Origin of the sequence: Crossiella sp. SN42, from assembly GCF_023897065.1 — a bacterium.
In the GTDB taxonomy this organism is placed as follows: Bacteria; Actinomycetota; Actinomycetes; order Mycobacteriales; family Pseudonocardiaceae; genus Crossiella.
Genome location: NZ_JAMHIV010000002.1, coordinates 185,949 through 199,209, shown reverse-complemented (window position 1 = coordinate 199,209; position 13,261 = coordinate 185,949). Strand labels below are relative to the sequence as shown.

Here is a 13,261-nt window from a genome sequence, read left to right as displayed (position 1 = left end):
GTGATGGATGCCGCCACGGACCACTCTCCGCCAGCGCCGGGCCCAGCTGGAGCGGGACTGGGAGTGCTGGGTGGCGCACCGGTCGCCGGGCGCGGCGGCCGCGGTCGCCCCCGAGGTCACCCAGTCCTGGGCGCGGGCGCTGTCCGAGGTGAGCCCGGCCCGCGACAGCGCGCCGAGCTGCGCCGATGCCCGCTGGCAGGACTCGCCGCTGCGCGAGCCGGTGCTGGCCTCCTCGGCCGAGCTGCGCAGCATCGCCGAGGACGCCGGCTACGTGGCCGCGGTCGCCGACGCGGGTGGCACCATCCTGTGGACCTTCGGCGGCCGGGTGATGCGCCGCCGCGCCGAACGCGTGAACTTCGCCGCGGGCGGGCGCTGGTCGGAGACCGCGATGGGCACCAACGCGCTGTCGCTGGCCCTGGACCACAACCGGCCCGCCACCTGCTTCTCGGCCGAACACCTGGTGCAGGCCCTGCACGGCTGGGTCTGCTACTCCGCGCCGGTGCACGCGCCCAACGGCAAGGTGCTCGGCGTGCTGGACCTGTCCACCACCTGGGACCGCTCGCACCCGCTGGCCATGCCCACGGTCCGCAGCCTGGTCAGCGCGCTGGAGGCGCGCCTGGCCGAGTCGCCGCTGGACCTGGCCCCGGCGGGCTGGTCGCTGCGCTGCCTGGGCCGCGGCGAGCTGCTCGACGGCGGCGCCCCGGTCCCGCTGCGCCCGCGCCAGCTGGAGATCCTCACCCTGCTGACCCTGCACCCCGACGGCCTCACCCCGGAACAGCTCCAGGACGCCCTCTACGCCGACCGCCCGGTGCACCGCACCACGCTGAAAGCCGAGGTCAGCCACCTGCGCCGGGCCCTGCGCGGCGGCGTCACCACCCGCAGCTACCACCTGAGCGTCCCGGTCGCCTCGGACGCCCGCGCCGTGCTGGACGCCCTGACCGCCCGCGACCTGACCACCGCGCTGCGGCACTACCTCGGCCCGCTGCTGCCGGACTCCGAGGCCCCCGGCATCCGCGAGTGGCGGGAGATCATCGAGGTCGCACTGCGCGAGGCGGTGCTCCGGTCACCGGAAACCGATCACCTGCTGGCCTACCTGTCCCGCCACCCGTACGACCTCCAGGCCCACCAGCTCGCCCTGACCAGGCTGGACCCGGCCGACGCCCGGCGCGGGGTGGTGCTGGCCCAGCTGCACAAGCTGCGCTCGGCCTGACCACCCCGCGGGCGGACCGGCTCAGCCGCAGGCGCCCAGCGCGCGCACCTGCTCCAGCCTGGCCTGGAACCGCCACGCCAACCTCGCGCCAACCTTGGGCGGCCATGGTGGGCGGCACGCACTCCGGCGCCGGAAAGGGAGTCCCATGGCGTACGCCCAGCCGGGAACCGAGGGCAGCATCGTCGAGTTCGCCGCCCGTTACGACAACTTCATCGGCGGCAAGTGGGTCGCGCCGGTGGCCGGCCGCTACTTCGACAACCCCAGTCCGGTCACCGGGCACGCCTTCTGCGAGGTGGCGCGGTCCGGGGCGGCCGATGTGGAGCTGGCGCTGGATGCCGCGCACGCGGCCGCGGACGGCTGGGGGCGGACCTCGGTGACCGAGCGCTCCCGGCTGCTCAACCGGATCGCGGACCGGATCGAGGAGAACCTTGAGCCGCTGGCGGTCGCCGAGACCTGGGAGAACGGCAAGCCGGTCCGGGAGTGCCTGGCCGCGGACCTGCCCCTGGCGGTGGACCACTTCCGTTACTTCGCCGGGGTGATCCGCGGGCAGGAGGGCAGCATCGGGGTGCTGGACGCGGACACCGTGGCCTACCACTTCCAGGAGCCGCTGGGCGTGGTCGCGCAGATCATCCCGTGGAACTTCCCGATCCTGATGGCCGCCTGGAAGCTCGCGCCCGCGCTGGCCGCCGGGAACTGCGTGGTGATCAAACCGGCCGAGCAGACCCCGGCCAGCCTGCTGCTGCTGATCGAGCTGATCGCCGACCTGCTGCCGCCGGGTGTGGTCAACGTGGTCAACGGGTTTGGCGTGGAGGCGGGCAAACCGCTGGCGCAGAGTCCCCGGGTGGCCAAGGTGGCCTTCACCGGGGAGACCGCCACCGGGCGGCTGATCATGCAGTACGCCAGCGAGAACATCGTGCCGGTGACGCTGGAGCTGGGTGGCAAGAGCCCCAACATCTTCCGCGCCGACATCACCGCGGCCGACGACGACTTCCTGGACAAGGCGGTCGAGGGCTTCGTGATGTTCGCGCTCAACCAGGGCGAGGTGTGCACCTGCCCGTCCAGGGCGCTGATCCACTCCCGCATCTACGAGGAGTTCATGGCCCGCTGCCTGGCCCGCACCGAGGCCATCGTGGGCGGTGACCCGCTCGACCCGGCCACCATGATCGGCGCGCAGGTCAGCAACGAGCAGTACGAGAAGATCCTGTCCTACCTGGAGATCGGCCGGCAGGAAGGCGCTGAGCTGCTCACCGGCGGCGGCACCCGCGGTGTCGAGGGCTACCCCGGCGGCTACTACGTGGAGCCGACGATCTTCCGTGGCACCAACGACATGCGGGTGTTCCGGGAGGAGATCTTCGGTCCGGTGGTCTCGGTGGCCACCTTCGACACCGACGAGGAAGCGCTGCGGCTGGCCAACGACACCCCGTACGGGCTCGGCGCAGGCGTGTGGACCAGGGACGGCGCGCAGGCCTACCGGTTCGGCAGGGAGATCAAGGCCGGGCGGGTGTGGACCAACTGCTACCACGCCTACCCGGCGCACGCGGCCTTCGGCGGGTACAAGAAGTCCGGCATCGGGCGGGAGAACCACCTGCGGATGCTGGAGCACTACCAGCAGACCAAGAACCTGCTGGTCAGCTACTCGCCGAAGAAGCTCGGGTTCTTCTAGACCCCGGCCTGGCCCAGCTCACGGCGCGAGTTGGGCCAGGTCCGGGCCACGGTCAGCGGGAGAGGACCTCGGTGAGGGCGTCGATGCCCAGGTCGAGCTCCTCCTTGGTGATCACCAGGGGCGGGGCCATCCGGAGGGTGTTGTCGTGGGTCTCCTTGCAGAGCACGCCCCTGGCCGCCAGCGCCTTGGAGGCCTCGCGGCCGGTGGGGCCGCCGGGGGCGATCTCCACGCCCGCCCACAGACCGCGGCCGCTGACCTTGGCCACGCCGTGGCCGATCAGGGCGTTGAGGCGGCCGTGCAGGTGCGCGCCCAGCTCGGCTGAGCGCCGCTGGAACTCGCCGGTGAACAGCAGGCCGACCACCGCGCGGCCCACCGCGCAGGCCAGCGGGTTGCCGCCGAAGGTGGAGCCGTGCTGGCCGGGCTGGAGCACGCCGAGCACCGCGCGGCTGCCGACCACCGCGGACACCGGCAGGATGCCGCCGCCGAGGGCCTTGCCCAGGGTGTACAGGTCCGCGCGCACGCCCTCGTGGTCCAGGGCCAGCAGGCGGCCGGTGCGGGCCAGGCCGGACTGGATCTCATCGGCGATCATCAGCACGTTGCGCTCGTCGCACAGCCGCCGGACCTCGGCCAGGTAGCCCGGTCCCGGCACGACCACGCCCGCCTCGCCCTGGATCGGCTCGACCAGGACCGCGGCGGTGTGCTCGGTGATCGCCGCCGCCAGCGCGGCCGCGTCGCCGTAGGGCACCACCACGAAGCCCGGGGTGTACGGGCCGAAGTCGGCGCGGGCGTCCTCGTCGGTGGAGAAGGAGATGATGGTGGTGGTGCGGCCGTGGAAGTTGGACCCGGCCACCACGATCTGCGCCTGGCCCTGCGGCACGCCCTTGACCCGGTAGGCCCACTTGCGGGCGACCTTGATCGCCGACTCCACCGCCTCCGCGCCGGAGTTCATGGTCAGCACCATCTCGGTGCCGGTCAGCTCGGCCAGCTCGCGGCAGAACAGGCCGAACTGGTCGTGGTGGAACGCGCGGCTGGTCAGGGTGAGCCGGTTGAGCTGCTCGGTGGCCGCGGCCACCAGCGCGGGGTGCCGGTGCCCGAAGTTCAGCGCCGAGTAGCCGGCGAGGAAGTCCAGGTAGCGGCGGCCGGACACGTCGGTCACCCAGGCGCCCTCCGCCTCGGCGATCACCACCGGGAGCGGGTGGTAGTTGTGCGTGCTCCACTCCTCGTCCAGCGCGATGAAATCGCCGGGGGAGCAGGGCTCGCCGGTCGTGGTGGGGTGCTCGGCAATGGCGGTCATGGCGTAAAGGCTAAGCCCCCAAATGCGGAGATTTCATCCGCCGAGTGTTGCGCACTACAGTGGTTTGTTGCGCAATCGTCAGATGGGGTGGCGATCTGTTGCAACGGTGTTAAAACCGTGAATCGATCGGGTGAGTTGCGCTGGACGCAATCTTCGTTGCGTCCCCTTCCCAAACCGCAGTGGTCCAGTCCAGTGTGAGCGCGATGAGCAGGACGACGACAGGAGCTGTGACATGGCGGATATCGGGCGTCGCACTTTCCTCGGAGCGGTCGGCGCGGCCGTCGTCGGCGGTGGCCTGATGGGCACCGGGGCCGCCTCGGCGGCGGAGTCCGGCGGCGAGGTCTGCGCCCCGGCCGGGCGGGTCTACCTCGGCACCTACACCGACGCCGCCAGCGGTGGCAAGGGAATCGGGCTGGCCAAGGCGGACGCGGCGGGCAAGCTGACCGTCGAGTCCACCGTGGCCAACGCGAGCCCCTCCTACCTCGCGGTCGGTTCCGGCGGCAGCACGGTGTACGCGGTCAACGAGCTGGACAAGGGCACGGTCAGCGCGTTCTCGGTGACCGGCAACGGATCCCTGCGCGCGCTCGGCGCCCGCTCCAGCGGTGGCGCGCACCCCTGCCACCTCGTCGTGCACCCCAGCGGCCGGTACCTGCTGACCGCCAACTACACCTCCGGCACCGTGGGCGTGCTGCCGGTCCGCGGTGACGGCGCGCTGGGCAACCCGACCCACATCGTGCAGCACCCCGGCAAGCCGCACGCGCACCAGGTGGTGGTCAGTCCGGACGGAAAGCACGTGCTGGCAACGGATCTGGGCACCTCCTCGGTCTACACCTACACCCTGGACCTCAACGCGGGCCGCCTCACCCTGCGCTCCACGCTGGCCCTGGCCAAGGGCGCGGGCTCGCGCAACCTGGTGTTCCACCCGGACGGCCGCACCGTCTACATCCTCAACGAGCTGGACTCCACACTCGTTGTGGCGGCTTATGATCCGGCCTCCGGCAAGCTGACCGCGGGCCAGCGGATCTCCACCCTGCCGCCGGGCACCGGCGTGCAGAACTACCCCGGCGGGATCGCCATCTCCCCGGACGGCCGGTTCGTCTACGGGGCCAACCGGGGGCACAACAGCATCGCGGTCTTCGCCACCAGCGAGGGCGGCCGCAAGGTCACCCTGGCCGGCACGCCGGGCAGCGGCGGGGACTGGCCGCGGCACCTGGAGGTCACCAGGGACGGCCGCACGCTCTACAGCTCCAACCAGCGCGGCAACGTGATCGGAATCTTCGGTGTCGACCCGGTGAACGGCCTGCCCAAGCAGACCGGTGAGCTGCGCACACCCGCTCCGGTGTGTGTGGTTGTACCGTAAAACACCTGCTGGAACTACCCGCTCAAGGCGGTACCGGCCATGTTACCCACGAGTTAATTTGTGTTCTACCTCACTGACCCTGCACGGAGGTATGGACCATGAACCCGAACCGGTTACTGGCCTGTGTCGCGGCCCTGTTCATCGCCGGTGCGGTCACCGCCGCACCGGCGATGGCCGCACCGAAGAAGGCCGCCGCGCCCGTGGACTACGTGGCGCTGGGCGACTCCTACCACTCTGGGGTGGGCACCCGGCAGTACGACTCCGGCAGCGGCGACTGCCGCCGCAGCCAGCTGGCCTACCCCGCGCTGTGGGCCAAGTCCCACCAGACCAGCTCGTTCACCTTCGCCGCCTGTTCCGGGGCGCGCACCGCGGACGTGCTGAACAACCAGCTGGGCGCGCTGAACTCGAACACCGACCTGGTCACGGTCGGCATCGGCGGCAACGACGCGGGCTTCGCCGACATCCTCACCCGCTGCCAGCTGGGCAGCGACGGTGACTGCCGCGGCGCGGTGGACGGTGCGATCGCCTTCGCCCAGCGGGACCTGCCGGCCCGCCTGGACTCGGTGTACCGGGCCATCAAAGCCAAGGCGCCCAACGCGAAGCTGGTGGTGGTGGGCTACCCGAGGCTGTTCGACGGCGGCCCGTCCTGCTCCTTCGGCGGGATGAGCCAGACCAAGCGGGTCAAGCTGAACTCGGCCGCGGACATCCTCTCCGACGTGGTCGCCGGGCGCGCCTCGGCCAACGGTGGCACCTACGTGGACGTGCGGGCCTCGTTCAACACGCACGGGATCTGCTCGTCCAACGAGTGGGTCAACGGGCTGAGCTGGCCGATCGTGGAGTCCTACCACCCCAACAGCAAGGGCAACGCCGAGGGCTACCTGCCCGCCCTCAACCGGGTCACCGGCTGAGGCGGCAACCGCAGGTCCCGCCACAGCCGTAAGGCGCGGCGCAGGTGCTCCTCGGCCAGTGCCTCCCGGCGCTCGCCGCGGAGCACCTCGCCGAGCAGCTGGGTGGCCCCGGCCTCACCGTGCCGGTCGCCCAGCCGCTGGTAGAGGCGGACCGCGCGTTCCAGGGAGCTGCGCCCGCAGGCGCGCCGGCCGTCCGCGGAGTGCAGCTCACCCAAGGCGCGCAACACATACGCCTCGCCGTGCGCGTCCCTGATCCGCTCGAACACCGACAGCGCTTCGTCCAAACAGGACAGTCCGCGGTCCGGCCTGCCCTGCCGGTGGTGCAGCAGGCCGAGCTGGTGCAGCACGTGCGCGGCGCGGTGCTCGTCCCCGGCCAGCCTGGCCAGCCGGAGCGCGTCGGTGAAGGCCAGCAGCGCCTCGTCCAGCCGGTGCTGGGCCATCCTGGCCGAGCCGATGGCACTGCGCGCGTAGGCCTCCGCGCACGCGTCTCCCTTGGCGCGGAAGGCGATCAGCGCGGTGCGGTGGTGCTCCAGCGCCTCGGCCGGGCGTTCGAGCACCCTGGCCAGCGCGCCCAGTCCGCACCGGGCCAGCGCGCGGCCGTAGTCGTCGGTGAAGAGCTGGTGCGCGGCGGTGAAGCGTTCCCTGGCCCGCTGGTACTCGTCCCGGTAGAGGTGCAGCTGACCCAGCCCGCGCAGCAGTGCCGCGCGCTGTTCCCCTTGGGAGAGCGGCAAAGCGGCCTGGTGCGTGCGTTCCCAGTCCTCGTGGTGGCTGCCCAGGTCGAAGTAGGGCACCAGGGCCAGCGCCAGCCCGGCGGCGGTGTGGTGCTCGCCGTGCCGGGCGGCCAGCTCGACCGCCTCGACCAGCGCGGGGCGCTCGGCGTCCAGCCAGGCCAGCGCGCGGGTCAGCGGCTCGGTGGCGGGGTGGTCCCGTTGGCCCGGCGCGAAGATGTTCACCGGCAGCGCGGCGGCGGCGGCGCGGGCGCGGTGCAGCCAGCCGTCCAGCACCTGGCGCACCCAGGCCGGATCCGTTGGCGCGTCGGCGATCGCGGCGCAGCGCGGCAGTTCCGGCAGCCGGTAGCGCGGGCCGCTCGCGGTGGCCACCTCGGCCAGCCCGGCGTCCACCAGCTCCTCCACCGCGGCCGGATCGCCCAGCGTCTCCGCGCGCACCGGGGACGGTCCGAGCAGGCCCCAGCGCAGGAAGGTGGTCGCGGCGGCCAGGCTCAGCCCGCGCCTGGACTCCGCGATGCCCGCGCCCGCGTCCAGGTCACCGCGGCGCAGCTCGGCCAGCCGCCGCGCCGGGTCGGCCAGGCGCTCGGCCAGGGTGGCCAGCCGCCACGCGGGCCGGGCGGCCAGCCGCGCGCCCGCGATCCGCACCGCCAGTGGCAGTCCGCCGCAGGCGCGCAGGATGGCCGCGGCGGCCTCGGGTTCGGCCGCGATCCGGGCCGAGCCGACGATCCGGGCCAGCAGCCGGTCGCCCTCGGCCGGGCTGAGCGCCTCCACCGGCACCTCGTGCACACCGGGCAGCTCGGTCAGTCTCCGGCGGCTGGTCACCAGCACCGCGCAGCCGCTGGTGGCCGGCAGCAGCGGCCGCACCTGGGCCGCGCTCGCGGCGTCGTCCAGCCACACCAGCACCCGCCGCTCGGCCAGCGCGGAGCGGTAGCGGGCGGCCCGTTCGGCCAGGCCGTCGGGCAGGTCGGTGACGCCGAGGGAGCGCAGCAGCTCGGCGAGCAGGCGGCCGGTGGGCGCGGGCCGGTGCGAGCCGCCGAGGTCCAGGTACAGCTGGCCGTCCGGGAACCGGGCCCGCACCGCGTGCGCGGCCTGCGCCGCCAGCGCGGACTTGCCCGCGCCCGCCGGTCCGGTGAGCACCGCGATCCGGGCCGCGCCCAGCTCGGGGGACACCGGTTGCAGCAGCGCGGTCAGCTGGTCCAGCGCCGGGCCGCGGCCGGTGAAGTCGCCGTCGGCCGGCGGCAGCTGGCTGACCGCGGACCGGATCGCCGGGGCCACCACCGGCTCGGTGGCGGGCAGCTCGCCGGAGAGCAGCGCGGCGTGGATGCGCCGGGACTCCTGGCCGGGCTCGGCCCCCAGCTCCTCCAGCAGGCCGCGGCGCAGGTCGGCGAACGTTTGCAGGGCCTCGGCGTCCCGGCCGGTGCCGGCCAGCGCGAGCATCAGCTGCTGGCTCAGGCCCTCCCGGAACGGGTGCCGGGCCAGCAGCTCGCGCAGCTCGGCGATGGCGGGCTCGTAGCGGCCCAGCGCCACCAGGGCGGCCAGCCGCTCCTCGGTGGCCTGCAGGACGCGTTCCTCCACCCGGCGCAGCTGTGCGGTCCAGCCAGGGGCCGGCGGCAGGTCCTCCAGCGGCGCGCCGCGGACCAGCCCGTCGGCCCGGCGCAGCAGCTCCACGGTCAGTTCCAGCCGTCCGTCGGCGCGGCTCTGCCTGGCCCTGGCGGTCAGCTCCTCGAAGACCAGCAGGTCCAGCTCATCCGGCCGGACCACGATGGCGTAGCCGCGCGGCTGGGCCAGGATCCGCTCCTCGCCACCGGCGCGCAGGCTGCTGCGCAGGGTGCTGACGTAGGTGCGCAGGTTGGGCACCGCCGAGCGCGGCGGCGACTGCGGCCACAGCACGTCCACCAGCGTCTCCGCCGGTACCAGGCGGTTCGGGTTGAGCAGCAGGGTGGCCAGCAGCTGGCGCGGCTTGAGGCCGCCGATGGGCAGCGCGAGCCGCTGCGCCCTGACCTCCAGCGGTCCGAGCACCCGGAAGTCCAGTTCGTCCTCGGTCATCTCACCCCCGCCGGGCTCGCGGTTGTATGCGGTTTGAAGCCGTTCTGTACGCGCCGCCCGCACGCTGTCGACGCCGACAGGAGGGACGGAAGCATGAAAATCAGACATCTGGTAGCGGCGGGAGTAGGACTGTTGCTCGCGGCCGCCTCGGTGGCGGTCGCGCCCGCGGCCCAGGCAGCCGGTCCCCGCCCCAACTTCCAGCTGCCTTTTCCCTGCGGACAGGCCTGGAACGGCGACAACGACAACAGCAGCGCGCACCGCGCCTACGAGATCGACTTCAACCGCGGCGGCAGCCCCGGCGCGGACAAGGGCGACACGGTGTCCGCGGCCGCCGCGGGCAAGGTGATCACCTCGGCGCACCAGGGCTCGGTCAACGGCTACGGCAACCTGGTGGTGCTCGACCACGGCGGCGGCTGGCGCACCTACTACGCGCACCTGGACGTGCGCTCGGTCGGGGTCGGCGCGCAGGTCAGGCAGGGTCAGAAGATCGGCACCGTGGGCAACACCAGCAGGCCGGGCAACAACATCACCCCGCACCTGCACTACGAGGTGCGCACCACCGACACCTCCTACCCCGGCAACATCCAGCCCGCCTACTTCAACGGCGCCCGTTTCGGCTACCCGAACCAGACGCTGACCTCCCGCAACTGCGGTGGCGGCGGCAACCCCTACGACGCGGCCGAGGTCTGCGGCGCCGGGTACAGTGTGATCGACACCGCTTCGCTGGGCGCGGCCGGTTCGGTGGCGCTGGCGTTCAACGCGGGCAACGGCAACAACTGCGTGGTGACGCTCAAGGGCACCTCGATCGGCACCGCGTCGGCGGTGTCGGCCTACCTGGAGGTGCAGGGCGAGGCCAGGGCGACCGACTCGGGGAGTTTCGACTACTACGCGGGTCCGGTGCGCAAGGCAGCGGCCGGCAAATGCGTGAAATGGGGCGGTTCCGTGGGCTCGGCGGTTTATAACAGTCCGTTCGAGCACTGCGGTTGACCCTGCCCCCTACCTGCGGTAACAGCGCGGGTCTAGGCAAATCCGCTCCGATGGCCGCTTGTTGGTGAGTTTTGCACCGGGATAGGTTCCTGGTGTTCTGCTCGCTGATTTGAGGGGGGCCATCGTGACTCCACGGACCATCCCGGCGGTCCAGAGCTGGGCGGCCAGTGACGGCCGGTACCGGTTCGGTCCCGGTAGCACGATCCTGGTGGACCCGGCCGCGTCGGCCGAGCTGACTGCGGACGCGAACACCTTCGCGGTCGACCTCGGCCTGCTGTTCGAGACGGCGCCGCCCAAGGTGCGCACCGCGCCCGCGGCCGACGCCAGGGACGGCGACCTGGTCCTCGGGCTGGGGCTCAGCGACGCCCAGCTCGGCGAGGAGGGCTACCAGCTGGAGATCGGGCCGGTGCTGCGGCTGCACGCGCGGCGCAGGCTCGGCGTGTTCTGGGGCTCCCGCACGGTGTTGCAGCTGTTGCACGGCACCGCGGGCGAGCCGGTCCAGGCCGGGCGGATCAGGGACTGGCCGCGCTACACCGTGCGCGGGGCGCTGCTGTGCAACGCCACCAAGCACTACGACATGGGCTGGTGGACCAACCAGATCCGGGACCTGTCGTACCTGAAGTTCAACGAGCTGGTCATCTACGTCGACGGCGTCGGCGTGACCCGCGAGGAGCTGGCGCAGATCGCCAGGCTCAGCGAGCAGTACCACGTCACCGTGCTGCCGCAGCTGAACATGCCCGGCCACATGGACCAGGTGCTGCCGCCGCACCGGCAGTACCAGCTACGCCACCCCAGCGGCGAGTACCGGCACAACGCGCTGGACATCAGCAACGAGGCCGCGCGGGAGTGGGCCTTCGGCCTGATCGAGCAGTACCTGCCGATCTTCCCCGGCCCGGTGTGGCACTTCGGCGCGGACGAGTACCCGGCCTGGGCCGGCGGCATCGACGACTTCCCGCAGCTGGCCGAGTACGGCAGGCGCCGCTACGGCGGGCAGGCAAACGGTTGGGACGCCTTTAACGGCTTCGTCAACGACGGCGCGGAGCGGATTCGCAAGCACGGCAAGCAGATCCGCATCTGGAGCGACATGCAGCGGGTGCACGCGCAGGTGGTGCGGGTGGACCCGAACACGGTGATCGAGCACTGGACCAGCGACCGGGAGGGCCTGCTCTCGGTGCAGGAGCTGATCAACCGCGGGCACAAGCTGGTCAACGGCAACGACCAGTTCATCTACTACAACGGCGGCCGCAACCCCGACGGCAGCCAGCGCAAGAAGAGCGACGCGCGGCGGATCTACGAGCAGTTCCGGCCCGGCGACCTGCACGGCGACGACCTCCCCGACGACCACCCGGCGCTGCTGGGCATCCGGTTCTGCCAGTGGAACGACCTGCCGGTGGAGCAGCTGGAGAGCAGCCAGGCCACCGAGCTGGCCATGTTCGACAGCCTGCGCGCGGTGGCCCAGGCGGCCTGGGGTTCGCCGAAGCTGACCACCAGCTGGGGGGCGTTCAAGCCCATCGTGGACAACGTGGGCCGCGCGCCCGGTTACGTGCCGCCGACCACCGTGCCGTGCGGGCACGGACCGGGCGTGTCCAGGGACGGCTACGAGGTGGTGACCTTCTTCGCCCCGCGCGCCGACGGCAAGGTCGAGCACGGCTGGCAGCACCACCCCGGCCACGGCCCGTGGGCGCGCACCGCTTTTGGTGGTCGCTACGGCGGCGGCATCGCGGGCAACACCCCGGTGATCCTGGACGTCTACGGGCGGCTGACCTACCTGGCCCGCACCAACGCGGGCACGCTGGAGTGCGGCCGTCAGCCCGCTCCCGGCTCGGGCCCGTGGACCGACTTCACCGAGCTGCCGGTCCGGGTGCTCGGTGACCCGGCGATGGTGCTGGACCAGATGGGGCGCTTGACCTTCGTGGTCCGCGCGGCCGAGGGCGGCCTGCTGCTGGGCCGGGAACGCACCCCCGGCTTCGGCGAGTGGGAGTACACCCGCCTGCAGGTCGACGCGCACGGCGACCCGGCGATCGTGCTGGACCGGGACAAGATCCCGTGTTTTGTGGTCCGCACCGGCGGCAGCCGCCTGTTGCTGGGCCGCCGCGAACGCCCCAGCTCCGGCAACTGGCAGTACTCCACCTTCGGCGCCGACATCGCGGGCGACCCGGCCCTGGTGCTCGACCGCGACCGCAGGCTCTTCGCCGCCGCGCGCACCACCAACGGCAAGCTGCTGCTCGCCCAGCACAGCGGATCCCGGTGGGACACCAGGCAGTACAGCGGCGGCATCGCGGGCGAGGTCGCGCTGTCCCTGCAACCGGACGGCAAGCTGACCTTCTTCGCCCGCGACACCGAGGGCCACATCCAGCACGGCTGGCAGAACTCACCCGGCCTGTGGAACTGGTCGGAGGCCGACCTGGGCGGCAACATCACCAGCGACGTCAGCGCGATCCAGGACCACGTGGGTCGCTTGGTGATCTTCGCGCGGAACACCGGCGGGCGGATGCTGCACGGCTGGCAGTCCGCGCCGGGGCAGGGGCCGTGGGACTTCACGGAGCTGAGCGACGGGTTGCGCTGAACCAGAGGACGAACTAGGGCGGGCCTACGCGCGGGAACCACAGGGGGGAGGGGCTCCGGGGCGTAGGCCCGCGTTAGAAACAGTACTGGTGCGCGCCTGGGTGCGCTGGGTTTCGGCAAGAATTTTTGCGGATTCTTGTGGTGGGCCAACGGGAACCTCACATCGCCTCGCTGGAGCCCGCATTAATGCTCGGGAATCCTCAACTTCGCGCACAACCGCGCAGTGCCGGAGGTTTTGCCGGTAATCCGCGCCAACAGTTTTGTCACGACTGCGACAGTCTTGTCTCACGCTGCCGATTCCACGGCTTCGAAGATCTGCCCGGTGACTGATTCACCAGCTGTTTGCCTTGTCTGGCAAGGGGTATCCAACTGAACCCGCCGTTCGCCGGTTCCGTTGGGTTCGGTGTAGAACTGGCGGTACCGGTTGAGTGTCTTCAGTCACGACGGTGTGACCTGGGGAGATCGGTTGTTCAGACTGTGAGGTGTGGCTGCGTTGCCGC

Annotated in this window: 8 protein-coding genes; 6 read left to right on the top strand and 2 right to left on the bottom strand. The window is 72.0% G+C overall.

Going from position 1 to position 13,261, the window contains the following annotated elements; translation table 11 throughout:
• Positions 1-7 precede the first annotated feature (7 nt).
• Positions 8-1,210 carry a transcriptional regulator gene (locus tag M8C13_RS03585; protein WP_252478994.1) on the top strand — a complete coding sequence of 401 codons (1,203 nt, stop codon included), beginning with the start codon at positions 8-10 and terminating at the stop codon, positions 1,208-1,210.
• Positions 1,211-1,355: 145 nt separating this feature from the next.
• Positions 1,356-2,873 (top strand): aldehyde dehydrogenase family protein, encoded by a 1,518-nt coding sequence (locus M8C13_RS03580; RefSeq protein ID WP_252478993.1) that lies wholly within the window; start codon positions 1,356-1,358, stop codon positions 2,871-2,873.
• 52 nt (positions 2,874-2,925) lie between these two features.
• Here the strand turns inward: M8C13_RS03580 and rocD are convergent, their stop codons facing one another.
• Complete coding sequence (gene rocD / locus M8C13_RS03575) at positions 2,926-4,167, bottom strand: ornithine--oxo-acid transaminase (protein ID WP_252478992.1); 1,242 nt, start codon at positions 4,165-4,167, stop codon at positions 2,926-2,928.
• 232 nt (positions 4,168-4,399) lie between these two features.
• Between rocD and M8C13_RS03570 the strand changes: the two genes are divergently transcribed.
• Complete coding sequence (locus M8C13_RS03570; protein ID WP_252478991.1) at positions 4,400-5,527, top strand: lactonase family protein; 1,128 nt, start codon at positions 4,400-4,402, stop codon at positions 5,525-5,527.
• 98 nt (positions 5,528-5,625) lie between these two features.
• Positions 5,626-6,435 (top strand): SGNH/GDSL hydrolase family protein, encoded by an 810-nt coding sequence (locus tag M8C13_RS03565; RefSeq protein WP_252478990.1) that lies wholly within the window; start codon positions 5,626-5,628, stop codon positions 6,433-6,435.
• Here the strand turns inward: M8C13_RS03565 and M8C13_RS03560 are convergent.
• Positions 6,402-9,209 carry a BTAD domain-containing putative transcriptional regulator gene (locus tag M8C13_RS03560; RefSeq protein WP_252478989.1) on the bottom strand — a complete coding sequence of 936 codons (2,808 nt, stop codon included), beginning with the start codon at positions 9,207-9,209 and terminating at the stop codon, positions 6,402-6,404. The genes M8C13_RS03565 and M8C13_RS03560 overlap by 34 nt on opposite strands.
• Positions 9,210-9,302: 93 nt before the next feature.
• On the opposite strand from M8C13_RS03560, the gene M8C13_RS03555 reads away from it, so the two are divergent.
• Both M8C13_RS03555 and M8C13_RS03550 read left to right on the top strand, forming a co-directional pair.
• Entirely contained in the window at positions 9,303-10,196 is an 894-nt protein-coding gene (locus M8C13_RS03555) for a M23 family metallopeptidase (RefSeq protein WP_252478988.1), read from the top strand.
• 124 nt (positions 10,197-10,320) lie between these two features.
• Entirely contained in the window at positions 10,321-12,762 is a 2,442-nt protein-coding gene (locus M8C13_RS03550) for a family 20 glycosylhydrolase (protein WP_252478987.1), read from the top strand.
• Positions 12,763-13,261: the final 499 nt, after the last annotated feature.